Origin of the sequence: Corynebacterium sp. HS2168-gen11 (genome assembly GCF_024834075.1) — a bacterium.
Taxonomy (GTDB): Bacteria; Actinomycetota; Actinomycetes; order Mycobacteriales; family Mycobacteriaceae; genus Corynebacterium.
The window spans coordinates 90,886-116,781 of the sequence record NZ_JANUXR010000006.1 but is presented as its reverse complement, the minus strand read 5'-3'; the positions used below and the strand labels follow the sequence as shown (position 1 = coordinate 116,781).

Genomic DNA, 25,896 nt, shown 5'->3' with positions numbered 1-25,896 from the left:
TGAAGGTATTGTGATGGCTCCACGGCTTAACGACGATCGTTCTTCACCGCGTTGGCTGAGTTGGCCAAGCTATGGATATTGCTTAGGCGAACGCATCCGTGCTGTTCGACTCATGCGCCGTGTGCCATTGGATCGACTCGCTGAATTAAGCGGTATTTCGGCTAGAACCATTGCCAATATTGAACGTAATCGGTACAACAACGAAGACTTAAGTGACCCGAATCTCTCCACGATTTACAAAATCGCGCAAGGATTGCACGTGCCACCAGCAGTGCTGTTGCCTAATGCGACTGAACTGGTTGGTGGTATTTGCCCACCATTAGGCGATGATCCTGTGGAATGTTCTCTCGAGTGGCCGGCGAGTGAACAAGATTCGATGTCGTATTCCGAAGCCTACGTCCTATTAGGGAATATTTCTGACCCGCCTGCGTTTGGAGAGTGGGAAGAAGACGTTGAGTTCGATTACTGGAACTTTGAGGATCTTGAGGATTAAGGCAGGCGGCCGGCGCACGTGCACACTTAACGTGGACATCGCTGAGAAGTGGCGTCGCAACCTGTGTGCGTCGTCAAGCCAACGGCTACAAGGCTGTCAAATACTCTTGGAAGGCTTCGCCAAGTTGCTCAATCAGTACCGCTGATTCTTGCTGCGAACGTGCCTGCATAATTTCAAGGTACATCTTGACCTTTGATTCTGTGCCAGATGCACGCGCGAGAATCCGAATATCACCAATCTCGCAGCTTCCAGTTAAGCTCAGCCCAATGGCAGTTGCGGTGCCAGTAGCATCGAGGCTCATAATTGGCTGCGCGCTCAACGGAATATCAAGCAATTGCGTCGGCGGATTCAGAATTCCAAGCTGGAGGACTTCTTCTGGGGCAGAAGTTCGTAACGCAAATTGTTTGCCACTGAACACACCGTATTTGCGATATAAGGAATCCAGCTCGTCTGCCAAAGTGAGGCCTTTGGCCTTCAGCTCGGCCGACCATGAACACATAATGAGGGCAGTAGCGATGCCATCTTTGTCGTCGACAAGCCAAGGCGCAGGTGAAAAGCCCATTGCTTCTTCGTAGCCATAGCACAAACTCAGCTCACCGGCGGCAGCGTTGACGTGTTTGAAACCAGGCAGCGTGCGGCGCAGGTCCCAGCCGTGCTCGCGTGCAATATGGGTGATCAGCTCTGATGAGACCAGCGAGGACGCCACGAGTGGGCGCGGCTGACCTTCACGTGCATCAGGGACGAGCCTGGTGGCCAACAAACAGCCCGTTTCGTCGCCAGTGAGCATTTGGAACTCGCCAGTGTTCGTGCGGACTCCCACCGCGCAGCGATCCGCATCAGGATCAAGGGCAATGAGTACATCTGCAGACACTTCCGCGCCAAGCTCGAGTAACGCCTGCAGCGAAGCCGGCTCTTCAGGACTTGGAAAACTGACTGTCGGGAACGTCGGGTCGGGATATTGTTGCGACTGCACAGGATAAATCTGGGCAAAACCTGCCGTTTGCAGTGCCTGTAGCACCGCGCGCCCGCCAACGCCGTGTAACGCTGTTACTGCAATGGTGATCGAGGCACGTTCATTATTAATGCGCAACAAATCAGCATTATGCGGGATTACCAACTCGGCGATGTCTTCAACGTAGCGGCGCACCAAATCGGTATGCGGACGAACGGTGACGCGCGGAATGTCGACTGCAGGAGGAATCGTGGCAAGTTTTTGTTCCAAGACATGCTCAATATCGGGGGTAACTTGCCGACCATTCGGACCATAGACCTTATACCCGTTGTCGCCAGAAGGATTATGCGAAGCCGTAATCTGCACACCTCCATCTAAGCCCCACGCCCGCACCAACCATGGGATCATTGGCGTTGGGGTTGGCATTGGCATCAAAAACACCTCGAAACCGGCACCTGCGAAAACTTCTGCGGTCGTGGTGGCAAAGACATGTGAGCCATAGCGCGAGTCATACCCCACCGCCACTTTTGGTGCATGGTCATCTTCATGAAAAGCCTGCCCAATCACAAACGATTGCAGACTGTCGTAACCTCGCCGTTGTTCGTCTTGTCGTACATGCTCGGCCGCATGCTCGCGCAACCAGGACGCAACCGCCGAGGTAATCCTCGTGATCTGCCCAACATTTATCTGGTGCGCCGCTGGCCCAATTGGAGCGCGCAGACCAGCTGTGCCAAAGGAAAGTTCATCATTCATGGTGGAATCTTTCTTCAAAACAGGCAACAAGTATGCTGCTCAGTCTACGCTGGATGCTGGTAGTTGCGCTATGGGTAGACGTTTTCGCTGCTTGCTTTTCGACGCCCACCGCCGCACGCCTTGACGCTTCCAGAAACGCTACCGCCTCGCAACCTCATTGAAAATCTGCGTTTCTGCCACTAGTGCGAGTACTATTAATTTCCTTAAGAGATGATTGAGAGGATTCGCTTGTGACCAGCCACCAACTTCCAGATTCACTTCCAGAGTTTGTTGATCAGTGGTTAGCCCAGCATATGGAGCAACTGTTCCAGTGGCGTCGCAATTTTCATCAGTACCCAGAACTTTCCGACCAAGAATTCGAGACCACTGCTACGATCGCGAAGATTTTGCGCGAGCATGGATTAGAGCCACAGCTGTTTCCAGACACTGGCCTGCTTGTGGATATCGGACCACAGACCCAATCGCGTATCGGATTCCGCGCCGATATTGATGCCTTGCCAATTGAGGAGCATACGGGCGCAGCGTTTGCTTCGAAACGAGCGGGAATTATGCATGCATGTGGCCATGATGTGCATACGACGGTGGCCTTAGGGCTTGCATGCGCGCTGGCTGCTGCACATGAACAGGGACTTTTGCGTCTTGGGGTGCGAATTATTTTCCAGCCGGCAGAAGAGGCGATGGATTCCGGCGCGAAAAATATTGTGAAGCTGAATGTGCTGGAGAACGTGCGTCGGTTGTATGCGGTGCATGCCGAGCCGAAGCTGCAAACTGGCATGGTGGGCTTAAAAACTGGCCCGATTACCTCTGCTGGCGACGTCGTGGAAATTACGGTTAGTGGCCCCGGTGGACATTCTTCTCGTCCGCATTTAACCGCTGATGTGGTGTACGCCTTGGCAAAAATTGTGACAGATTTGCCAGCGTTGCTCTCGCGCCGGGTTGATCCGCGCACGGCAACGGTTATGGTCTTTGGTGCGTTGCACACTGGTTCTGCACCGAATGCGATTCCTGAAACTGGTACCGTCACCGGCACCATTCGTACTGGGGATATTCACACCTGGCGCGAGTTGGAGCCACTTTTGGAGTCCTTAATAGGGCAGATTGTGGCGCCGACTGGTTGCGAGTACTCCCTGACCTACATCAAGGGCGTGCCTCCGGTGGTCAACGACCCAACTGCGACGGCAATGCTGACGACCGCTGTGCAGCTACGTGATCCTGCGGCGGTGGTTGCGGCTTCGCAATCGTCGGGTGGCGAAGATTTTTCGTGGTTCTTGGAGCATGTTCCAGGCGCAATGGCACGTTTGGGCTGTTGGGATGGTGTTGGTCCGCAGGGGGATTTGCATAAAGCAACGATGCTTGCCGACGAGAACAGTATTCCAGTGGGTATTCAATTATTTGCTGGGGTAATTGCGGCGGAAGAAGCGTCAGCTGTCAGTTAATTCCACCTGGAGCGGGGGGATAAAATAGTGACTTTTGTAACAACGAACTAGACTAGGGGCAACCGTGGTTGCCTGCATGCGTGTGAGATACGCGTGTTTTACAGTTCTTTGGAGGATTTTTGTCTATTCAAGCGATGCGCATTGTGATTATCGGGGGTGGCCCAGCTGGCTATGAAGCTGCTCTGACAGGCGCGAAATATGGTGCGAACATTACCCTCGTTGAAAACAGTGGGTTAGGTGGTTCGGCTGTGATCCACGACTGTGTGCCTTCGAAATCGTTTATTGCTGGTGCCAATATTAAAACTGACTTGCGCCGCGCCGATGATATGGGCCTGAATAAGGGCATTGGCGAAGCGCATTTGCTTATCGACGTCCTGAATGAGCGCGTGCAGCAACTCGCTGATGAGCAGTCGGGGGATATTCGCGCTGCTGTTGCCAGTGCTGGCGTGCGCATCATTGATGGATATGGCGTGTTTGATGATTACAGCACCAAACAAACTGTGCACTATGTGAAGGTGACAAAGTCGGATGGTTCTGAAGAGACACTCGAAGCCGATCTGGTGTTGTTGGCAACAGGTGCGAGCCCACGTATTTTGCCAGGTGCACAGCCTGATGGTGAGCGAATTTTAACGTGGCGTCAGATTTATCAGATTCAGGAACTACCAGAGCATTTGATTGTGGTTGGTTCGGGTGTGACTGGTGCTGAATTTGTATCTGCATTTGCCGAGCTAGGTGTGAAGGTGACCATGGTGGCCTCGCGTGACCGCATTTTGCCACATGATGATGCTGATGCTGCCGATGTTCTGGAAACCGTGTTGGAAGAACGCGGTGTATCGCTGGAAAAGCATGCTCGTGTTGAGTCTGTCACGCGTACCGAAGATGGTGGCGTGTGCGTGCGCACGGCTGATGGTCGTGAAATCTTTGGCTCGCATGCCTTAATGACGGTTGGTTCTGTGCCGAATACGAAAAACCTAGGGTTGGAAGCAATTGGTGTGGAAACCACCGACTCTGGTCATATTATTGTTGACCGTGTTTCCCGTACATCCGTTGCTGGTGTGTATGCGGCAGGTGACTGTACTGATCAGTTCCCGCTGGCTTCGGTTGCTGCGATGCAAGGCCGTATTGCGATGTATCACGCGCTTGGTGACGGCGTTTCGCCACTGCGCCTGAAAACAGTTGCAACAGCTGTGTTTACACGCCCTGAAATTGCAGCAGTAGGTATTACGCAAAAAGAAGTCGAATCTGGCGATATTCTTGCTCGTTCCTTTACGTTGCCATTGCCGCGAAATCCACGAGCGAAGATGCGTTCCTTGCGTCATGGTTTTGTCAAGATTTTCTGCCGCAAGCATTCAGGGATTGTCATTGGCGGTGTGATTGTGGCTCCAACCGCTTCGGAGCTGATCCTGCCAATCTCGGTGGCAGTCACCAACGGCTTAACTGTCAAGCAGTTAGCTGAATCTTTCGCGGTGTATCCATCCCTTTCAGGCTCGGTAACTGAGGCTGCGCGTCAGCTCGTCCAGTCTGATGATCTCGGCTAAACGCTAGAAGCATTTAAAAACGCCACCTATTGATGCAGGTGGCGTTTTTCTATGTGCGTGGTTGTTGTGCCAGGTAGCGCTGTAATACTGCGTGTCCTTGTTCGGCTGCTTGAGCCACAGTGAGCCTGCTGAGAACCGGATCATTGGGCAGGATGCGGTTGGGATCGCCAATGGGGTAAGTGTGGATCTGCGTGCCGTCGTAAAGCGCAAGCGCGATCATTGCAACATTGGTTTGTTCGCAAATCGCCCAATAATAATCGGTGCTCGAGTGCCGCGCATGTTCGAAGAAGGCGGTTGGGTCTTTGCCAAGCTGGCGTAGTGCAGCACGATCACTAATCCGCGCGTCGTCGTGGAGGGGGCGCAAATAGACGCGCCCACCATTAATCTCCACAACATCGAGCATTGATCAGACTCCTAATATTGCGTAGGGCTTAGCAAATATCCAGAATAACTTGATTCTTTGTCACGCTATCGCCAGCAGCAATAGTTAAGCCGGTAACCACACCTGCTTTATGCGCCTTGACTGGGTTTTCCATCTTCATGGCTTCCAGGACGACAACAACATCGCCTTCGGCAACTTCTTGACCATCAGCAACATTGACTTTAATGACCGTTCCTTGCATTGGCGCGGTGACGGAATCACCAGAAATAGTTGCTTGTGTACCAGAGGAACGACGTTTCTTGGCGCGCTTGCGAGTGTGTGCTCCACCGAAACTGAGTTCGCCAGGTAAGGCAATTTCAACGCGGCGGCCATCAATTTCAACCACCACAGTTTGGCTTGGCAGAGTATCGGGATCCTCAAATGCTTCGGCTGGATCCACATATGCTGGAATTGGGTTATCCCAGGCTTCTTCGATCCACTTGGTGTACACCTCAAAGCCTGCCTGATTGCCAACAAACGCCGGGTTGGACACGATATGGCGGTGGAATGGCAGGGCGGTTGGCATGCCTTCGATGGTGTATTCATCCAGCGCGCGGCGTGCGCGTTGTAATGCTTGTTCGCGGGTTTCGCCAAAAACAATCAGCTTCGCCAGCATGGAGTCGAATTGTCCACCGATAACAGAGCCTGCCACCACGCCAGAATCAACGCGCACACCAGGGCCTGCTGGTTCTTGGTAGCGAGTGATCGTGCCAGGGGCTGGCATGAAATTCGCGCCCGCATCTTCACCGTTAATGCGGAATTCGAATGCATGGCCGCGTGGTTGTGGATCTTCTAGGAGTTTGAGTTCTAAACCTTCTGCAATGCGGAATTGCTCGCGCACCAGGTCAATGCCAGTGGTTGCTTCTGTAACAGGGTGTTCAACCTGCAAACGCGTATTGACTTCCAGGAAGGAAATCAAGCCATCGGCACCGATGAGATACTCGACGGTACCAGCACCGTAGTAGCCAGCTTCTTTACAAATGCGCTTGGCAGATTCATGCAAAGCGTGACGTTGCTCATCGGTTAAGAATGGGGCAGGGGCTTCTTCGACCAGCTTTTGGAAACGACGCTGCAAGGAGCAATCGCGAGTACCTGCCACAATGACGTTACCGTGCATATCGGCCAGCACCTGACATTCCACATGGCGGGCTTTATCGAGGTAGCGTTCGACGAAACATTCACCGCGGCCAAATGCTGCAACTGCTTCACGAGTTGCCGATTCATATAGTTCAGCAACTTCATCCATGGTGTAGGCCACCTTCATGCCACGTCCGCCGCCGCCGAAGGCTGCCTTAATAGCAATTGGTAAACCGTATTCCTCAGCAAAAGCGACGACTTCTGCAGCACTTTTGACTGGCTCTTGGGTGCCAGGGGCCATTGGTGCTTGTGCGCGTTGTGCAATTGAACGTGCGGTAACTTTGTCACCTAAATCGCGAATTGATTGTGGCGATGGGCCAATCCAGATCAATCCAGCATCAAGCACGGCTTGGGCGAAGTCGGCGTTTTCCGACAAGAAACCATAGCCAGGGTGAATGGCATCTGCACCGGATTTCGCTGCAGCATCAAGAATTTTTTCTATGACAAGATACGACTCTGCGGAATTTTTTCCACCGAGAGCAAATGCTTCATCTGCCATTGCGACGAATGGAGCATCAGCATCTGGTTCGGCGTAGACCGCCACACTGGCGATACCTGCATCGCGAGCAGCACGAATCACACGAACGGCAATTTCTCCACGGTTCGCAATCAGTACCTTGGTGATAGTTCTTGGTTCAATAGTCACGTGACGTGCTCCTCATATGGTTCAAGACGGTTCGCCTATTCGCTGTAGTGTGCGCCTGAGCATATCGCAAGTGCATTATCATGCACACGATGTAGCAAAAGATAACGGCAAGGAATCCTTGCCATATACTTTTGCATACAAAAATGCACGAAGCTGTCAGGCGCGCTGCTCCTTTAATTGTTGCACACTTGTTGGTAACACAGGTAGCGGTTGTGTACCGAGCAAGATGGTCATACGTTTATAGCGTCGGTTCAAATATATAAAGTGTTACGACTCAGCTGGCGTACCGTGCTCAATTGGCATCCGGATCATATTGCCCCACTCAGTCCATGAACCATCGTAATTACGAACTTCGTCGCGGCCGAGGAGGAATTTCAGCACAAACCAGGTGTGCGCTGCCATATGACCAAAGGTGCAATAGACCAACGTTTCCTGGGATGTTGGAATCTCGGCATAGAGTTGCTCAAGTTCGGTGAATGAACGGAACCGCGAGTTCGGATACACAGATTTATCCCACGGAATATTCAGAGCACCTGGAATATGTCCATGACGCAAGGTTTCCAGATGGGACTGATTCTCTGGCACAATGCCAGCATAATCGTTGGCATTCCGTGCGTCGAGAAGCGTTGCAGAGCTGTGCGTAATAGCTTCGAGAACTTCTTGCACAAACGCGCGATGAGGTGCATCATTGCGCGTTGGTACTGGGTAATTGGTCTTTGGATATTCAGGCACAACAAAGGAAGTGTCGCGTTCTTCGGCCATCCACGCATCGCGGCCACCATTGAGCAGGCGCACATCTTTGTGGCCAAATAAGCAAAAGACCCAGAAGGTATATGCCGCCCACCAGTTTGACTTATCGCCGTAGATCACCACAGTATCGTCAGGACCAATGCCTTTTGATTCCATCAACTTGGCAAATTCTTCCGGCTGAATAAAATCGCGTTGCAATGGTGAGTTTAAGTCACGCTTCCAGTGGATACGAACTGCTCCTGGCAGGTGTCCAATATCATAGAGCAGGGCATCTTCATCCGATTCAACCACGCGCAATCCGGGAGTACCTAAGCGCGCAGAGAGCCAAGATGCAGACACAAGACGTTCTGGGTGGGCATAGTCTTGCAATAATGGGTGTGGATCAAAAGGGATGGACATAGCGCACCTTCATGAAAATTAAGACGTCTGATTTCTGGTGATTATAGTAGTCACTTTGGAAGACAAAAGGACAACGAAACACGTGCTATCAGTATTACCCCCATATTGTGCGCTTTATTACTAAGTTGGCACTTTTGCGGTAAATGTCACTCTTTTCGGTTACCCTAGAGGTACGTGGGCACAGACGCTGTTTAAGCCTTCGGCACCACAGCTCTTACTACAATAGTGAGTGGCACAGTGACGGTAGCAAGACAGCACTGATACAACAGTTGTTGGCATACTAGCGCAATTTCGGTTTGAGACTGATCTGTTCTCACACAAGCCTGGTTGCTTACCTGAACGTAAGCCCACTGCAGTTTTAATCGCGAGTTTTAATCGCGCCACGCGGAGAACAATTCCTGTTATGGAGTTCCGTGCGGCACAAAGAAGGGAAAATCCATATGCATAAGAGCATTGTTGTATTCGAAGTTGAAGGCGGCTCAGATAAGTCTTTCGACGGACACCGCAAAGACACCATGCCGATCGTGAAGGCAATTCAGGAATCTGGCTGGCACGCAGAGGTCGTCTATTACCGCCCTGAATGGTCTGAGCAGTTGTTCGAATATGTATCTACAAAATTCGATGCATATATTTCCCGCGTGAACCCAGGTAATATCCCAGGTGGCGAAAAGGGCTATTTCGAACTGCTCACCAAGCTTTCCGACGCTGGCCTGGTAGGTATGTCTACCCCAACCGAAATGATGGCCTATGGTGCGAAAGATGCGTTGGTCAAACTCAATGACACCGACTTGGTGCCATCTGATACCCACGCATATTACGATGTCGAAACCTTCCACAACACCTTCCCAACTTCTTTGTCCTATGGCGAGCGCGTCTTAAAGCAAAACCGTGGTTCCACGGGCTCTGGTATCTGGCGTGTGCAGTTAGAAGATAAAGAACTGGCTGCATCAGTTGCACCAGGTACTGCATTGCCATTAGAGACTGTGCTGCGTTGTACCGAGGCTGTGGATAACCACACCGAGATTCGCACCCTTGGTGATTTCATGGACTTCTGTGAGCAGTACATCGTTGGCGATAACGGCATGCTTGTCGATATGCGCTTTATGCCACGTATCGTTGAAGGCGAAATCCGCATCCTGATGGTTGGCCCACACCCAGTATTCGTTGTCCACAAGAAGCCAGCCGCTGGTGGCGACAACTTCTCGGCAACCTTGTTCTCTGGCGCAAAGTACACCTACGACAAGCCAGAAGCATGGCAAGAACTGGTTGATCAGTTCGCTGCTGCCCGCCCAACCATTGCGGAAAAGCTCGGTGGCGATAATATCCCACTGATCTGGACTGCAGACTTCATGCTTGCCGATGGTGAAAACGGCGAAGACACCTACGTCTTGGGCGAAATCAACTGCTCCTGCGTGGGCTTCACCTCCGAGCTGGACATGGGCATCCAAGAGCTCGTGGCGAAGGAAGCAATCGAGCGTGTAGAAAAGAAGTTTGCATAACTGTTCATGTGCAGCTCTAGCGTCTCGAGCTGCAGCGTTTATCGCAGTTTCGAGCGCACAAGCGCCACACTTTCAGACAGATTGTGTGGCGCTTTTCTATGGCTGAGTTCGGATCCAGCTCACGGGTTGCCTACAATAGTCAAGGCGAGTTGTACTCGACTTTGGGCAGAGGCAGGCATAGCTGTGCATAAGTGATACACACTGCAGCTGACCTCTGCGCCCAATGCTTACTGAATATAGAACGTTATGTGGGGGACATTCTTTCGTGGAACAGCACAACAAGCAGCGCTATCGGCACGATCTTGACGGCTTACGCGGTCTCGCTATCGCATTCGTCGTACTCTTTCACGTATTCGTCGGCCGCGTATCCGGCGGCGTGGATGTCTTCTTATTGCTCTCGGGCTATTTTTTCCTAGGCGCGCAACTGCGCTACGCCCACAAACCAGATGCTTCCCTCAACGTCTTTTGGCCTCTCTGGCGCACAATCCGTCGCCTCGTCCCATCACTCGTGCTCGTACTAGGTGCAACCGCAGGCGCAGTGATGCTGCTGACTCCAGAGATTCGGAATCTCGACTTTGGACGACAACTTGAAGCAAGTCTCGGCTATTACCAAAACTGGGAACTTGCCCAGCAAGGTGCCGCCTATGGGGCCGCGTCGAAAAGCGTCAGCCCCTTGCAGCACCTCTGGTCAATGGCTGTGCAAGGCCAGTTTTATCTCCTCGCAATTGGGTTCGCCACCGTTATCGCCTTTGCGTATCGACGCAACCTGCGAAAGAATCGCGAATTTTCCGACACAATTTGGGTAGGCCTGCCATTAGCGACGGTGACACTTGCCAGCTTGAGCTACGCCACCTATTTACATGGCGTGGATCAGCAGCTGAACTACTATTCCACTTTCTCGCGCCTGTGGGAACTCTGCCTTGGTGCGCTGGTCGGCATGATCGCGGCGCGTGTGAACCTTGGACTGCGTCTGCGACAAGTCCTGGGGCTTACAGGTGTGGCGATGGTACTATCTACAGGCTTCATCTTTGATGGCGCGCAAGTCTTTCCAGGGCCTGCGGCACTGTATCCACTTGGTGGCGCTGCCTGCGTGATTTTCAGCTATGGTGCTGGTATTCGCTGGCTGGGAAGTGCGCCAATGCGTTGGCTCGGAAAGATTGCCTATCCGCTGTATCTGTGGCACTGGCCAATGCTGATTATCAGTGCGGTGATTCTTGACCAGCCACGCCCAAGCATCCAAACTGGTTGTGCAGTGATTGCTGTAAGCCTCGTGCTGGCGCATCTGACCCATCATGGTGTGGAGTTGCCTTTACAACAACATGCAAAACGTCCGGTCCGCGGAGAAACTCGCGTTCGTGATGCCGTGATGCAGTTACGCACCACCTGGTCTGCACCACTTCGTGCGGTTGGCGGTCTGGTTGTCATCAGCATGTTTGCTGCAATTTTGACAGTGCCTGCCACCTGGCGTACAGCCGTGGCCACCCAAGCCGCTTTTCGTCTCGACCCTGCCTTATATCCCGGCGCGCAAGCAAGCCGTCTATTGCGCGTGCCAGTTGCAGAGCCGCAGCCTGATCCATACCTATTAGCCGATCTCGTTTCGCCGGCATGGACCGATGGCTGCATGTCGTTCCTCCACGATGATCCACACGAAATTGCCAATGATCACGCTGATCACGATTGTATCTATGGCGATAAAGATGCAGATCTCCTCATGGTGGTTGTCGGTGGATCACATGCGGAGCAGTGGATGGCCCCACTGAATGCCCTCGGCAAGCTGCATCACTTTCAGGTCATACCAATTGTGCGTCAAGGCTGTCCTGCATTTATTACCGAGCGCGATGATGTGTTTAGCCCGGACTGTGAAATCTTTAATGAAGTAATGGTGGAACGCTTAGAGCAACTCCAGCCAGATATTGTGTTCTCGAATTCCACGCGTCCACTCCTTGAGGCAGGAAGCTTCTTAGATGAAGTTCCGAAATCTTATCTCACCTTGTGGGACTACCTTGATAAGCATGAAATTGCCTTTGTTGGTGTCCGCGATAATCCATGGTTCTTAAACCCAGATGGCACCGGCCAAATGGTGTCCCAGTGTTTTGCTGAAACCCAGGATCAAGAAACCTGTGGCCGCAAACGGAAAGATATTTACACGCCTGGTAACCCAGCTGCACAGTATCTTACCGATGAGGATGAAATCGCAGTGGATACCGCTGATTGGTTCTGCCCGAATGATTATTGCTCACCGGTCATTGGCAATATTTATGTCTATCGCGATGGCAACCACATGGGTGATGATTTCGCCCTATCATTAGCGCCACTGTTGTGGGAAGAAATTTCACCAGTCATCGAGGTTGCCCGCACACGCGCTGCCACGCGACCACGTTCAACTGTGAAACCTAGTGCGACAAGGTCGCCGGTTCGTCCCTCACCAGCAACAGCTACGAGCGTGACGACGCTTTCACCAGCACCTACTACAAGGAACAATCCTCGTCCTACCACTTCGGTGCCAACGTCTTCTGCAGTAAAGCCTGCACCAACCACCACCTCAGCAACCTCCAAAACCCGGACGTAGTTGTAGTCTAGAACGGTTACGAGCAGCGCATGCATAAAGCCCTTCCACAACGAGCAGATGTGGAAGGGCTTCGTGCTTCACAGGCGTATTACTTTTCTGTGGTGGAAGTTGTTGGATAGTCCACCCGATTCCAAAACTCATGGACGTTATAGCCAAATTCATACAAACTGTGGCGAATCAACGGCAGTGACAAACCGATCACACTGGAAGGATCACCTTCAATACGATCAATAAACCAGCCGCCGAGCGCTTCTAAAGTAAATGCACCAGCACACCCAAACGGCTCTTCACTGCGAGCATACGCTTCAATATCGGCATCACTGACAGCAGCAAAATGAATATCCGTGGTAGTCGTTGCTACCTTGGTGCCCCGAGGGCTAAGAATACAATGCCCAGTAATTAACTGAGCAGCTTTGCCACGCTGGTATTTCCACCGTTCTACAGTGGTTTCGAAGGTATGCGGTTTGCCTTGCAACTGTCCGTCGATAAGCAGCATCGAATCAGCACCGATCACACAATCATCGGGATAAAGTGACGCGATTGCAGTTGCTTTGGCATGTGCTAACGCCGCAACTACATCTACTGCAGGGGTATCTGCCAGATTGGCAATCAAGGCTGATTCATTAATATCAGCAGGATGAATCAGGGGAGTGATACCAGCAGATTCCAGAATCGCTTTTCTACTTGGGGAAGCGGAGGCAAGAACAATACGCATAGCAAGTCATTCTACAAGCCCACCAACAGCAAACTCCACTGCCAAATGCTGGGATAGCTGACAGCGGAGTGCAACAGTATTCTCAGAGGTTTAAGAGAAATTCACGTTTTGAAACGCGCCGGGATTATACAGCCGAGTTTGCTGGAGGCGCTCTTCGTAATTGCCCCACAAATTGCGCGTGGCAGGCCGTTTTGCCTCCTCAGCGCGGGCTTCGGCGAGCAAACCAGCTAAGACGGTGGTCAACGCGGCAACTTGCTGTGGATCAGGATTGCCTTTAATCACTTCAAACAGCGGCGCTTCGGTACCTGTTGTCACAGCGTGTGCTGATGTATTGGCCATAAGTCTTATTTACCTTTTCAATCTGGGAACACATGGCTGCGAATGATTCGCAGTTGTAGGTTGTGGCGCTTACCATCACACTTGCCATCTTGAACAGATTGGCAAATATGAGGGTATGCGTCGAAAAGCAGTATTACAGCGGAATATTTCCGTGCTTTTTCGCTGGTAAGTTCACAACTTTACGATCAAGCAAGCGTAAACCTTCAATAATATTGCCGCGGGTTTCTGCTGGTGGAATCACTGCATCAACAAACCCACGCTCAGCGGCAGTATATGGATTGACTAAAGTTTGATCATATTCTTGCTCAAATTCTGCGGTCACAGCTGCAATATCTTTGCCTTCAGCAGCGGCTTGTTCCAGCTGCTTGCGGTACAAAACGCTCACAGCACTGGATGCGCCCATAACTGCAATTTGGGCAGTTGGCCAGGCAAAGACTAGATCTGCGCCCATATCCTTCGACCCCATTACGGAATATGCTCCCCCAAAGGCTTTGCGAGTAATCACCGTGATTTTGCCAACGGTTGCTTCGGCATAAGCGTAGAGCAATTTTGCGCCGCGACGAATAATGCCGTTGTGTTCCTCGCTGGTACCAGGCAAGAAGCCAGGAACATCCACGAACTCAACGATTGGGATATTAAACGCATCACAGGTGCGGATAAACCGAGCTGCCTTTTCAGATGCGCGGGTATCCAAGCAACCAGCAAATTCAGTTGGCTGATTGGCAATAATGCCCACCGAACGGCCTTCAATATGGGCAAAACCAGCAATGATATTGCGGGCATATCCAGCTTGAACTTCAAATAATTCGCCATTATCTACCACGCGGCGGATAACTTCGTGCATATCATATGGCTGATTTGGAGAATCTGGAATCAGGGTATCGAGTTCTGCATCGGTGGCAGTAATGTTCTCGCGAATGGAACCAACCATAATTTCTGCATCCACCCGTGGTGCTTCAGAGCGGTTATTCAGTGGCAAATATCCGAATAATTCACGTGCCCAATCGAGTGCATCACGATCGTGTGCCGCAGTATAGTGCGAGGTGCCAGAGGTTTCCATATGGATCGTAGCGCCGCCGAGTGCCTCTTGGTCTACATCTTCGCCAGTGACGCTTTGAATAACATTTGGGCCGGTGACAAACATCTTGGAAGTTTGATCCACCATAATAATAAAGTCGGTTAAGGCAGGGGAGTATGCATGACCGCCTGCACATGGACCCATGATTAAGGAAATTTGTGGGATCACGCCAGAAGCCATGGTGTTGCGATAGAAGATCTTTGAGTACATGCCCAAAGACACCACGCCTTCTTGAATACGTGCGCCTGCACCCTCATTCATACCGATCAATGGCACACCAGTTTTTAATGCCAGATCCATGATCTTGACAATTTTTTCGCCATACACTTCACCCAATGCGCCACCAAAAATAGCGCCGTCTTGGGAATATACGCACACTTTACGGCCATCGATGGTGCCATAACCGGTGACAACACCGTCAGTGACAGGGCGCTGGGCATCGAGTCCAAAATTCTTGGAGCGATGGCGTGCAAGAGCATCAACCTCGACGAAAGAATCATCATCTAGCAGATACTCGATGCGCTCCCGGGCAGTCATTTTCCCTGCCTCATGGATGCGTGCAACAGCCTCTTGTCCTACAGGGATAGCGGTCTCGGAAAGTCGAGCGCGAAGATCAGCAAGCTTCCCTGCGGTTGTTTTGAGATCAGGTTTGTCAGCAGTTGTTGGGGCAGTCATACCAATATAGTTTAGGGGGTTGGAGAAGAAATTGTGAATACACGCATTTGTTTCTTCTCATCAAAGCACAAAAATGTTACATGGCAGTGGTCCTATAGTCGTGCAGATCATCTGCTGGCGGGGTATCGAAGAGTAACGAGGCGTTGGATTCTTGGATTGTTGTGATTGTGCTGTGGTAAGCGCGAAGCTTGCACGTTGTCGGTTTATTTGCAGCAAAACAGCTGAACTGCACTGCAGGTGACCATTAAGGGTTATAGCGGAATATTGCCATGTTTGCGTGCCTGCCGAATAACCCGTTTATACTGTAAAAGCTGCAAATTTTTCGCCAGGAAATACCGTGTTTCATGCGGCAAAATAACAGCGTCGATAAGCCCGCGTTCTGCAGCGAGATACGGATTGAGCATATGATCTTCATATTCTTGTTCGAAACTGCGTTGTAATTCTTCCAGCATTTGGCTTCCGTAACCTTTTTCGCGCGCGGCTTGGAGTTCTTTGCGGTGGAGGAATTTCACCGCACCACGTGCACCCATCACCGCAATTTGGGCTGTTGGCCAGGCTAGATTGAGATCAGCACCGAGGCCTTTTGAACCCATCACACAATATGCGCCGCCATAAGCTTTACGCATGGTCACGGTTATTTTTGGGACGGTAGCTTCGCCGTAGGCATAGAGTAACTTTGCTCCGCGACGCAAAATGCCTGCATGCTCTTGGTCTGCACCAGGCAAAAAGCCAGGGACGTCGACAAGCATAATCAGTGGAATATTAAAACAGTCGAGGGTACGGATAAAACGAGCGGCTTTTTCTGCTGCATCAATATCCAAGCAGCCAGCAACGCAGGTGGGTTGGTTGGCGACAAACCCAACTGGTTGGCCTGCGATGTGTCCAAAAGCGGTGACAATATTTTCGGCACGTGTGGCTTGAATTTCTAAAAAGTCGGCATCATCAGTGAGTGCTTGAATCACTGTTTTGACATCATAGGGGGTCGTTGGGCTATCGGGAATTAATGAGTCCAACATGCAATCATCGGCGGTATAGGAAGCTCCCACGCTTGGCGGGAAAGTGGTGTCGAGCAGGGGAGCAGATTCACGATTATTTGCAGGCAGATAGGTTAAAAGATCAGCCACAAAATCGAGTGCATCACGTTCACTACTTGCGGTGTAGTGAGAATTGCCCGCGATATTCATATGCACATCAGCACCGCCGAGATCTGCTTGGCTCAGCCGTTCGCCAGTGACAGTTTCAATAACATCAGGGCCGGTGACAAACATTTTGGAAGATTCATCGACCATCACCACAAAATCAGTCAGCGCTGGTGAATACGCATTACCACCGGCACAAGCGCCCATAATCACAGAAATCTGTGGAATCACACCAGAGGCGTTGATATTGTGCAAGAAGGTTTGCGCAATCAAATCCAGTGAAACGGCGCCGTCTTGGATGCGCGCGCCGGCACCTTCATACAACCCAATGAGTGGGCGTCCCGTTGTGAGGGCGAGTTCCATGATTTTGCACATTTTTTCGCCATAGACTTCTCCCAGCGCGCCGCCGAAAATGGTGCCATCTTGGGAAAAGATACATACCTCGCGACCATCGATGGTGCCCCAACCGGTCACAATTCCATCGGTTGCCGGGCGTTTTGCCTGCATGCCGAAATCGTGAGTGCGGTGGCGTGCTAATTGGTCGTATTCAACGAAGGAATCTTCGTCGAGGAGATAGTCTAGCCGTTCCCGCGCGGTGAGGCGTCCGTGCGCGCGTACCTTGTCTTGCGCATGACGTCCTAGAGGCGTGGCGGCATCAACACGACGAGCTTTGAGATCGGCTATCTTGCCAGCAGTAGTACCCAAGTCGGGCAGAGATGCAACATCGATCAAAGGTGAGGAAATAGTCATGTTTTGACATGGTAATGGTTTCGATAGAAAGTTTCTAGGGCAAACATACTCGCCGCAAAGTTTTTTGTGAATAAGTTTTTTTAGCAAAACTATTCCGCCAGAATAGACGCAGTTTTTTATAAATGTGTTTTGTATCACTTTTGTAAAAGATGATTGATATTGCGGGTGTACGAGGATGTAGAAATGCCGGTACCAACGCGCGCATTACACATGCTCGCAACTTCTCGGAGCTGCTGTTGAGCCGCGCTGATTGCATCGCGTGTCACTCGCGAAGCAGTTATCATAAAACTCATGAATCCACGGGCACCGTTTCAGCCAGATTTTCTCCACGAGCACCTCGTTGCCACGGGCTTGTATGCACAGGTAACAGTGGTGCACACAACTGGTTCCACGAACAGCGATGTCATTGCCTTGGCGCAACAAGGATGTCCTGCCTTTACAGCTTTACTCGCAGAGCATCAAAGTGCTGGCCGTGGACGCATGGGTCGCAGCTATGCATCACCGGCCTACGCCCAAATTCCCCTCTCTGTGCTCATTCGACCTTCACAGGCCGCGATTGAACGACTTGGCACTATGCCTCTTGCCGCCGGTCTTGCGCTTATCGACGCACTTCCGCCTGCCAGCCAGGTGGGCTTGAAATGGCCGAATGATCTTCAGTGTAATGGGAAGAAACTCTGCGGAATCCTTGCAGAAGCAGTGAGTTTAGGTGAACATCCAGCAGTAGTGATCGGGCTGGGATTAAATACTGATATTCAAGTTGCCGAACTTCCAGTGCCACACGCAACATCGCTATCTCTGGAAGGTATTGCCTTTGACCGTAATGATCTCGCAGTCAAAATTCTGCAGGCATTGCATACCCGCTTATCACAATGGGAAGCTGATGATCCAGTACTGCTTGACGATTACCGTGCTGTTTCAACAACCATTGGCCAAGAGGTAAAAGTGCTATTACCAGATCACACTGAACTGCTTGGCCAAGCAACTGGAATTGCCGATGACGGCCGCCTTATCGTGCGCGATGCTGCAGGCCAGTTGCATGTTTTATCAGCAGGAGACGTCACACATCTGCGACTCCAATAGCGCAGCTACGTAAATAGTGTTCGACGCATGACAACCCCCTGCTCTACACTTAGACACTATTATGGCCATTAGTCTTGACCCCGAAGAAATCGTATTGGTGAACCTCACCGGTTCCATCCGTACGACAGTTTTCCCATTTTTGGAGCTGATTACTTTCACCGGTTTGATCTGGATGGGCATTGGTTTCCTCGACGGTCCTGGGGCGCAATTATTTCCAGATACTGTCATGCGGAATAGCTGCGTTGGCGTGTGGGTCTTTTTAGTACTGTGGCGTTTTGTGCTCCCACTGCTTGCTTCTCGACGCCAACTCTTACTTGTCACGGACCAACGCATTGTGGTTCGACAACCTCGACTGCGCACCCAAATGTCGACTATTCCAATGGACGCGATACAAGCAGTGACTCGTCGAAGGCGATCCTTGGCGTTGTCGCTGTATGGGCAATCACGCCCAATGGTGGTAGCAGAGGTGCCGAAAACGAAACAAGTTGTCAAAGCAATCGAATCTGCTCTGTTCGACTAGAACATCTATGTTTGGAGCGTTCGCTTCCCTGCACTGATATGGCTAAAGTGTTAAGGCGTGACCAATAAAACTGCTGTCGTTGATTCTGTACAATTCCAACCACTTGTCGCGATCATTGGCGATGGCCAATTAGCTCGCATGATGCACACCGAAGCAATTGAACTTGGCGTTCGCGTGCGCCTGCTGGCAGGAGCACTTGATGCTTCAGCTGCTCAAGTTGTGCACGAAGTCCAACTTGGTGATTACACCAACTATGATGATCTGCTTACTGCTAGCGCCAATGCTGCAGTGATGACCTTTGATCATGAGCACGTTCCAACTGAGCATTTACAGGCCTTGCAAGCACAAGGCGTAAATGTGCAGCCAAGTCCACATGCGTTGCTGCATGCACAGGATAAACTCATGATGCGGCAACGCCTGGCCGATCTCGGTGCGCCAGTGCCAGCATTCCAAAGTATTGATTCGGTGGCTGTAGCCAAAGAGTTTTGGCAACGCACCAATGGCCAAGTATGTGTCAAAGCACGTCGTGGTGGCTATGACGGCAACGGGGTATGGTTCCCAGATACCGAGACGGAACTGGTGGCACTCGTCGAAAAGCTGCTTGCTGCTGGAACATTAGTGATGGCGGAAGAAAAAGTGGCACTTGTGCGAGAACTTTCTGCAATGGTCGCACGAACCCCATCGGGTCAAACGCAAGCATGGCCGGTCGTAGAATCGGTGCAGACGAATGGTATTTGCACCGAAGCGATTGCACCAGCACCGCAGCTTTCGGCAGAAGTAGATGCGAAGGTTCGCCTTTTGGCTGCGCAGATTGCAACTGAGTTGGATGTCACTGGTGCACTGGCCGTGGAACTTTTTGAAACACGTGATGCACTTGGCCAGCCGGTGGTATTGGTGAATGAGCTTGCGATGCGTCCGCATAATACTGGTCACTGGACTCAAGATGGATGTGTGACCAGCCAGTTTGAACAGCATCTGCGCGCGGTTTTGGATTACCCATTAGGGGATACCGCATTAACTGCTCCGGTAACAGTGATGGCGAATGTCTTGGGTGGGCCAACAGATCCGCAGCTGCCAATGGCAAAACGCATGCAAGATGTGTGGCAAAAATATCCACAGGCAAAAATTCACTTATATGGCAAGGATTACCGCAGCGGCCGCAAGCTTGGGCATGTGAATGTCAGTGGTGATGATATTGCACAAACTCGGAAAGTTGCTCAGGCATGTGCACATTATTTAGTGCATGCCACGTGGCCGGCTGACTAAGTGCGGGGTGTCTCGCTGCTGCCCGCGGATCTTGCCTGCTGTTCGCTGCTGCATGTGTGATGCAGCAGCGAGTATGCTGATGACAGTGAGAGTGGCCTCGCTACCGATAGCAACATCGTAAAGTTACTGGTAGCAGCCTTGCCGGCACTCACCAACACAGAATCAACAACGAATAAGACAAGGATACACACGATGACTGCACGCGTCGGCCTGATTATGGGCTCCGATTCCGACTGGCCAACTGTTCAACCAGCGGCAGAAGTATTAGCCGAATTTGGTATTCCATTTGAAGTCGGCGTGGTTTCGGCACACCGCACGCCGGAAAAAATGCTGAGCTATGCCAAGCAAGCACATACGCGCGGAATCCAGTGCATTATCGCATGTGCTGGTGGTGCCGCTCATCTGCCAGGCATGGTGGCAAGTATGACGCCATTGCCAGTGATCGGTGTGCCGCGCGCATTGAACCAGCTTGATGGCATGGATTCGCTGCTTTCGATCGTGCAAATGCCAGCAGGCGTGCCAGTGGCAACCGTTTCAATTGGTGGTGCGAAAAACGCAGGCCTGCTCGCCGCGCGCATCTTAGGGGCAAGCGAACCAGCATTGCTTGAGAAAATGGCTGCGTATCAAGATTCCATGCGCGAAGAAGTCGAAGCCAAAGACGAAGCTTTACGACGCAAACTGCTCGGGGAATAATCGCGAATTCCTTCATACAACTTCGCGCACCGAATGACACTTGTCATCGGTGCGCGTGGGTAGTTCTAGGACCAAATATCGTAACAGTCGATATCCATCGCGCAAACAGTATTATTGACTAATTTCGACAGTTCCCTCACGGTTGATCCGGCCAATGAACACTAGCTTCATCACATGTTTTCTGAAGTGATTGATACCGGTGGAAATTGAGAAACTGCTATCCGCAGTGCTGATCCGTGCTTGCCATGTACCTCTGCGCCGGTTGGTACAATGAACATCCAGCTTGAAGAGAAGCCAACATGTGTTTCGGTATTCCCGCACAAGTGACGCTGCTTTCCGCTGCAGAAGCCGCAGAAGTACTACAAGCCCTCGACGATATTGATGCCTCAGTTAGCAATAACGTTGCCGATAGCGGCGAATCAGCATCGTCGTAACCACAATACTTACCAGCGCAAGTACTGCTGGTAACACTTGTGGTTGCGGACGAAACACATTAATCACCGCGAGCAGAAAACACACCATTGCCACAAATGACGCCCCGCCAATAATGGCTTGGGCTACTAATTGCTTCCGTTTGAGATCGCTGTGTGCAAGTTGCTGTGATTGCTGCTTTTCGACGCTGTCCATGTTCTTAAGACTTCACACTTCCTGCCGTTAAACCTGCCACAATGCGTTGCTGGAAGATAAGCACCATCACGATTAACGGGATTGTGACTAACGTGCCGGCTGCCATGACTGCCGCATATGGGAAATCAAATTGGCTTTCGCCTGAAAAACGCGCAATTGCCACGGTTACAGGTTCACTGTTTTGATTGGAAAGCTGATTCGCCAGCATAAATTCGTTCCAGGTGGCAATAAAAGCCAAAATGGCAGTAGTGAATAAAGCAGGTGCAGCAAGTGGCAATAAAATATGCCAAAAGGCTTGGGACTTGCTGGCGCCGTCGAGAAGCGCTGCCTCTTCTAATTCCCACGGAAGTTGGCGGAAAAATGAGGTGAGCGTGTAAATGGTCAATGGCAAGGCGAATGAAATATTGGGGATAATTAGGGCTTTGTAGGTGCCGATCCATGCCAGGTCGCCAAAGAGTTGAAATAGGGGAGTGACCAGCGCAATTCCAGGAAACATGCTGGCAGCTAGGATCACACCAGTAACATATCCTTTGCCGGGGAACTCAAGCCTGGCGAGGGCATAGGCGGTGAAAATTCCGACAGTTAAGGCACACGCGGTGGTCAGTGCACCGATGAGGACGGAATTAAAAATTGCATGCAAGAAATTATTGCCCTTATGCGTGGCTAAGGCTTCCGCAAAATTCGCCAAGGTGAGATGCGTTGGCAACGGATTGGTGGAGAAGGTATAGCGCTTATCGCGAAAAGCGGTCACCATCATCCAATAAAACGGTGCCAAGCCCCAAATGACAATGAATCCAACGCCAAGATAGTGGCCCAAATGTTTACGCATGATGAGTCTCCTTTGGCGCGGTTGCTGGTGTGGTATGTGCTGCTGGCTGTGTCGCAGCACCGCTGATAGAAGCGGTCGGGCTAGCTGTACCAGAGGCAGCGTGCTTTTCGACGAGATCGGTGGTTTCAGTGGTTTCGCTGGTTTCGGTGGTGGCTGCATCGTGTACCTGCGCACCAAGAATCTTGATCATGAACCAGGCAACAGCAAAGATCAACAAGAAAATCATGGTGGACAAGGCACTTGCCGAATGAAAATTATTTTGTCGTACATCAGCAACCACCAGTTGCGAAATCGTAGCGGTTGGCGAATTTGCCGAGCTAGAAATCAAAATAACTGGCAGATCGTACATGCGTAAGGCATCTAAGGTGCGGAATAATAACGCCACGACCACGGCAGGGCGAATCACCGGCATGGTGATATATCGAAACAGTTGGACGGCGTTGGCGCCATCAACTTTGCCTGCTTCGTACAGATCACGCGGTACCATTTGGAGTCCGGCTAAAATCAGTAAGGCCATAAACGGCGTGGTTTTCCAAATATCGGCAATAATCACCGCAGTTCGCGCGGCCCACGGATCAGTTGTCCAGGCAATATCAACCCCAAGAAGTGCATTAATAATGCCTTGATCAGCGAAAATAAACTGCCATAATTTGGCCGTTACTGCGGTTGGAATTGCCCACGGAATCAGCACCGCAGCACGTAAGAAGGCACGACCGCGAAATTCTCGGTTCATAATTAAGGCCATTGCCATGCCAAAGATTAATTCGATGCTGACTGTGATAATGGTGAAGAAAAACGTATTGGCAACGGCTGGCCAAAAATCGGTGGCTAAGACCCCAGGTGGGCATGTGCCGGTGGTGCCATCGGCTTGTAAACAGCGCTGATTGATCCAGTACAAATAATGTTCGAAACCGGCAAAACCACCGTCTTCAAACACGCCGGTGAGCGGATTTAAGCGTTTATCGGAAAGAAAACTTAAATACAACGCTCGCAGGATTGGATATCCGATCACCACAGCAAGCACACTCAATGCTGGAGTGATCAGCACTATCGCGATGCGCGAAGTTTGTTTCGGCATTATTGTCCGTGACCTTTCCGACGACGCTAACTTCCCAATCTTTCACCAAAAATAACCCCTGATCTTTCTCAGCTCTCGATCTCAACTCGCGAGTTGATTGGTGGAACCCCAATATGATGACTGAGTAAGAAGTAAAGGGGAGTACACGTGTTGTGTTATAAGAGAAAAGGTTATACAACACAAAACGCTCAAGCCTCACCACGCCTATGGTGGTAAAAGGCTTGAGCGTTAGCTTAGCAAGAATATGCGGAAAAGTTCGGGCTACTTGCCAGCAGCTTCCATTGCTTTTTGCATATCGGCTGTGGCATCGGCAACAGATTTACCAGCAGTTAAGGCTGCGTAGGCATTATCTTGAATTGCTTTCGAAATTGCTGGGTAGAACGGTGATGCTGGACGTGGAACCGCATGCTCTAAGGAAACCTTCAAAGCAGGTAAATATGGGAACTTCTCAACCAAGGCAGCGTCATCATAGACACTTGCTAATACTGGTGGGAAGGAATGCTCTGCGAAGTACATTTGGTTTTCTTCAGCCAGGATGAACTCAATGAAATCGCGTGCAGTGGCCTTGTGCTTGGAATTGATATTAATGCCGTTGTTATAGCCACCCAGTGTTGAAACTCCAACACCGTTGTCGCCAACAAGCGGTGAAACGTCGAACTTGCCAGCAACCTTGGATTCTTCGCCGCTGGCCATGTCAAACATATATGGCCAGTTAATGGCATAGGCAGTTTCACCGTTGGTAAAGGCAAGATGAGTTTCTTGTTCGGTGGCTGCGGTTGATTTCTTTGAAATCACGCCATTGGTGTAGGCGTCGACAAGCGCTTGCAGGCCAGCTTGTGATTCAGGAGAGGTGACAGCTGGTGTGCCATCTTCGTTGAGGATATGGCCGCCCCAGCCTTCCATGAACCCTGCGGTATTCACCGTCAAACCTTCATATTGCTTCAGCTGCACGGTGAGGCAATCCATTTTCGCCTCGACGGCTTTGCTACAAGAATCTGCCAAGGCCTGGAAGTTCTTTGGTGCTAAATCCATGACTTCGGTATTGCGGAAAAGCAGCTGGCCATTGGTATTTTGTGGGACAGCATACAGCTTGCCGAAGTAGGTGCCAGAAGCAACGGTTGGTTGCAGCAACTTCGAGGTGTCAATGGCCAGATCGCCTTCGAATGGCGCAAGCCACTGGTTCGCTGCAAATTCGGCAGTCCAGATCACATCAAGGGCCATGACGTCGATGTCGTCATTGCCGGCTTGGAGCGTTTGCACCAAAGAGTCGCGCTGATCGTCTGCTTCACCTGCGAGTTCTTTGAACGTGACTTGCTCATCAGGATGAGCCTGATTCCACTTTTCAATGATTGGTAAGAGCTTATCAGCATCATTTTTCCCCATCGCGTAGGTGATAGGGCCTCGGCCAGCAGTATCTGCAGCTTCTTGACCAGCAGATTGTGAGGCTGTTGGAGCATCAGTGCTACTTGAGCATGCGGTAAGCCCGAGCAACGTCGCTGCACTCAGAGCAGACACAGCAGTTAAAGCGCGGACGTGGGAGCGCAACTTCATGAAACAAGACCTTTCGTTGTGATCAGGGTTGCCCTCAAATCTAGTAACTTTGCCGGCAGTTTTCAGGAGTTTAAGCAAAGTCGGAGCTAGATGGGGGTAAAGGGTGAGAGGAAAAAGACAGAGTGTCACAATTCCGAAGTGCTACCGGAAAATGTGAACCAACTAAGACTGATGATGCGTGACTTTCTCAATACTTGCAATGTGTTTCAGCCGTTCCGCAGAGGTGAGGCCATGCACAATGACGATCGAGCCTTGTCGTGCAAGTGGAGTCAAGACTGCACGAGTCAATTCTTCCCAATTCGTCCAGCCAGTTGTGAGTACCCGTGCATGCAGACTGACAGTGGGGTCGGCGAATTGCTCCAGTGTCGGGGTAGTAGCGGTGTATGTATCTGGGTAAAAGCGAACTGTTGGGCCGAAATCGAGTGTCGCTGGTGGTAACTGTTCACCAATTTCTGTGACTCCACGGCCAAACGGATCATTGCTCACAATCACGATGTCACCATCGAAGTCAGTCCAATTGTTTCCGAGTGAAGTAAACAGAACTTCTGCGGCTTCGAGATTGCGATCTGCCGCCGCGGCGTTATCATCTACCGCAGAAGCGTTATATGTGGGTGCAATCGCAACCGTAATATTGCATGCATACGCGCCTAATGCGATACATGCTGCCTGCCAGGAGGCTGGTAAATCCAGCAGAATCGTATCGCCTGCCGTGAGATCTAACTCATCGTGTAAGAAATGCGCGATCTTGGCGACCCAATTTTCAAGGGTCGTGGCAGAAAAATCTATGCGTGCACCGGTGGTTTCATCGTAGTAGGTGACACGTGGGGTACTGGGATCATCAGCAAGCAACTCGGCGAGAAGTTTCATATCTCTAGCATGACGTGCTTGTCGAAAGCAGTGTCCAAGCCACGCCGTAAATACACAGTTTTCCACATGCTATCGCATCTGTAGCTTGACGACGCA

At 51.2% G+C, this 25,896-nt stretch carries 22 protein-coding genes; 9 read left to right on the top strand and 13 right to left on the bottom strand.

Annotated elements, in window-relative coordinates:
• The first annotated feature begins 13 nt into the window (after positions 1-13).
• Positions 14-493: a helix-turn-helix domain-containing protein gene (locus NXS99_RS05880; protein ID WP_259287727.1), complete on the top strand. Its 480-nt coding sequence runs from the start codon at positions 14-16 to the stop codon at positions 491-493.
• Between the two features lie 85 nt (positions 494-578).
• Here NXS99_RS05880 and NXS99_RS05875 read toward each other — a convergent pair whose 3' ends face one another.
• Positions 579-2,198, bottom strand: a complete 1,620-nt coding sequence (locus tag NXS99_RS05875) for a phospho-sugar mutase (protein WP_259287726.1) — start codon at positions 2,196-2,198, stop codon at positions 579-581.
• 293 nt (positions 2,199-2,491) lie between these two features.
• Here NXS99_RS05875 and NXS99_RS05870 point away from each other — a divergent pair, with 293 nt between their 5' ends.
• Both NXS99_RS05870 and NXS99_RS05865 read left to right on the top strand, forming a co-directional pair.
• Positions 2,492-3,634: an amidohydrolase gene (locus NXS99_RS05870; protein ID WP_259287769.1), complete on the top strand. Its 1,143-nt coding sequence runs from the start codon at positions 2,492-2,494 to the stop codon at positions 3,632-3,634.
• A 134-nt stretch (positions 3,635-3,768) separates the two neighbouring features.
• A complete protein-coding gene (locus tag NXS99_RS05865; RefSeq protein ID WP_259287768.1) occupies positions 3,769-5,172 on the top strand; it encodes an NAD(P)H-quinone dehydrogenase in 1,404 nt (467 codons plus the stop codon).
• Between the two features lie 49 nt (positions 5,173-5,221).
• Here the strand turns inward: NXS99_RS05865 and NXS99_RS05860 are convergent, their stop codons facing one another.
• The 3 genes from NXS99_RS05860 to NXS99_RS05850 all read right to left on the bottom strand — a co-directional run bounded on the left by NXS99_RS05860 (position 5,222) and on the right by NXS99_RS05850 (position 8,525).
• Complete coding sequence (locus NXS99_RS05860) at positions 5,222-5,575, bottom strand: hypothetical protein (RefSeq protein ID WP_259287725.1); 354 nt, start codon at positions 5,573-5,575, stop codon at positions 5,222-5,224.
• A gap of 28 nt (positions 5,576-5,603) precedes the next feature.
• Positions 5,604-7,376: an acetyl/propionyl/methylcrotonyl-CoA carboxylase subunit alpha gene (locus NXS99_RS05855; RefSeq protein WP_259287724.1), complete on the bottom strand. Its 1,773-nt coding sequence runs from the start codon at positions 7,374-7,376 to the stop codon at positions 5,604-5,606.
• 267 nt (positions 7,377-7,643) lie between these two features.
• A complete protein-coding gene (locus tag NXS99_RS05850; protein WP_259287723.1) occupies positions 7,644-8,525 on the bottom strand; it encodes a sulfurtransferase in 882 nt (293 codons plus the stop codon).
• A 440-nt stretch (positions 8,526-8,965) separates the two neighbouring features.
• Here NXS99_RS05850 and NXS99_RS05845 point away from each other — a divergent pair, with 440 nt between their 5' ends.
• Positions 8,966-10,024: a Cj0069 family protein gene (locus tag NXS99_RS05845; RefSeq protein WP_259287722.1), complete on the top strand. Its 1,059-nt coding sequence runs from the start codon at positions 8,966-8,968 to the stop codon at positions 10,022-10,024.
• Between the two features lie 223 nt (positions 10,025-10,247).
• The gene (locus NXS99_RS05840; RefSeq protein ID WP_396124825.1) at positions 10,248-12,593 is read left to right on the top strand and encodes an acyltransferase family protein; all 2,346 of its coding nucleotides are present in this window, start codon (positions 10,248-10,250) and stop codon (positions 12,591-12,593) included.
• Between the two features lie 88 nt (positions 12,594-12,681).
• Here NXS99_RS05840 and NXS99_RS05835 read toward each other — a convergent pair whose 3' ends face one another.
• The 4 genes from NXS99_RS05835 to NXS99_RS05820 form a co-directional block, all read right to left on the bottom strand.
• Positions 12,682-13,308, bottom strand: coding sequence for a nucleoside triphosphate pyrophosphatase (locus NXS99_RS05835; RefSeq protein WP_259287720.1), 627 nt, complete (start codon positions 13,306-13,308; stop codon positions 12,682-12,684).
• A 90-nt stretch (positions 13,309-13,398) separates the two neighbouring features.
• On the bottom strand, positions 13,399-13,647 hold the full coding sequence (locus NXS99_RS05830) for an acyl-CoA carboxylase subunit epsilon (RefSeq protein WP_259287719.1): 249 nt from the start codon (positions 13,645-13,647) through the stop codon (positions 13,399-13,401).
• A gap of 133 nt (positions 13,648-13,780) precedes the next feature.
• Complete coding sequence (locus NXS99_RS05825) at positions 13,781-15,400, bottom strand: acyl-CoA carboxylase subunit beta (RefSeq protein WP_259287718.1); 1,620 nt, start codon at positions 15,398-15,400, stop codon at positions 13,781-13,783.
• Between the two features lie 251 nt (positions 15,401-15,651).
• Positions 15,652-17,289, bottom strand: coding sequence for an acyl-CoA carboxylase subunit beta (locus NXS99_RS05820; RefSeq protein WP_259287717.1), 1,638 nt, complete (start codon positions 17,287-17,289; stop codon positions 15,652-15,654).
• 291 nt (positions 17,290-17,580) lie between these two features.
• Between NXS99_RS05820 and NXS99_RS05815 the strand changes: the two genes are divergently transcribed.
• The 4 genes from NXS99_RS05815 (at position 17,581) to purE (ending at position 20,848) form a co-directional block, all read left to right on the top strand.
• Positions 17,581-18,369 (top strand): biotin--[acetyl-CoA-carboxylase] ligase, encoded by a 789-nt coding sequence (locus tag NXS99_RS05815; RefSeq protein ID WP_259287716.1) that lies wholly within the window; start codon positions 17,581-17,583, stop codon positions 18,367-18,369.
• A 61-nt stretch (positions 18,370-18,430) separates the two neighbouring features.
• Entirely contained in the window at positions 18,431-18,889 is a 459-nt protein-coding gene (locus tag NXS99_RS05810) for a hypothetical protein (RefSeq protein WP_259287715.1), read from the top strand.
• Positions 18,890-18,946: 57 nt separating this feature from the next.
• The gene (locus NXS99_RS05805) at positions 18,947-20,155 is read left to right on the top strand and encodes a 5-(carboxyamino)imidazole ribonucleotide synthase (RefSeq protein WP_259287714.1); all 1,209 of its coding nucleotides are present in this window, start codon (positions 18,947-18,949) and stop codon (positions 20,153-20,155) included.
• Positions 20,156-20,347: 192 nt separating this feature from the next.
• A complete protein-coding gene (gene purE, locus NXS99_RS05800; RefSeq protein WP_259287713.1) occupies positions 20,348-20,848 on the top strand; it encodes a 5-(carboxyamino)imidazole ribonucleotide mutase in 501 nt (166 codons plus the stop codon).
• Positions 20,849-21,238: 390 nt separating this feature from the next.
• Here purE and NXS99_RS05795 read toward each other — a convergent pair whose 3' ends face one another.
• The 5 genes from NXS99_RS05795 to NXS99_RS05775 all read right to left on the bottom strand — a co-directional run bounded on the left by NXS99_RS05795 (position 21,239) and on the right by NXS99_RS05775 (position 25,800).
• The gene (locus tag NXS99_RS05795; RefSeq protein ID WP_259287712.1) at positions 21,239-21,475 is read right to left on the bottom strand and encodes a hypothetical protein; all 237 of its coding nucleotides are present in this window, start codon (positions 21,473-21,475) and stop codon (positions 21,239-21,241) included.
• Positions 21,476-21,479: 4 nt separating this feature from the next.
• Positions 21,480-22,304 (bottom strand): carbohydrate ABC transporter permease, encoded by an 825-nt coding sequence (locus tag NXS99_RS05790; RefSeq protein ID WP_259287711.1) that lies wholly within the window; start codon positions 22,302-22,304, stop codon positions 21,480-21,482.
• The gene (locus NXS99_RS05785; RefSeq protein ID WP_259287710.1) at positions 22,297-23,382 is read right to left on the bottom strand and encodes a carbohydrate ABC transporter permease; all 1,086 of its coding nucleotides are present in this window, start codon (positions 23,380-23,382) and stop codon (positions 22,297-22,299) included. The genes NXS99_RS05790 and NXS99_RS05785 overlap by 8 nt, the downstream gene beginning before the upstream one ends.
• 261 nt (positions 23,383-23,643) lie before the next feature.
• The gene (locus tag NXS99_RS05780) at positions 23,644-24,933 is read right to left on the bottom strand and encodes an ABC transporter substrate-binding protein (RefSeq protein ID WP_259287709.1); all 1,290 of its coding nucleotides are present in this window, start codon (positions 24,931-24,933) and stop codon (positions 23,644-23,646) included.
• 162 nt (positions 24,934-25,095) lie between these two features.
• Positions 25,096-25,800, bottom strand: a complete 705-nt coding sequence (locus NXS99_RS05775) for a TIGR03089 family protein (RefSeq protein ID WP_259287708.1) — start codon at positions 25,798-25,800, stop codon at positions 25,096-25,098.
• Positions 25,801-25,896 lie beyond the last annotated feature (96 nt).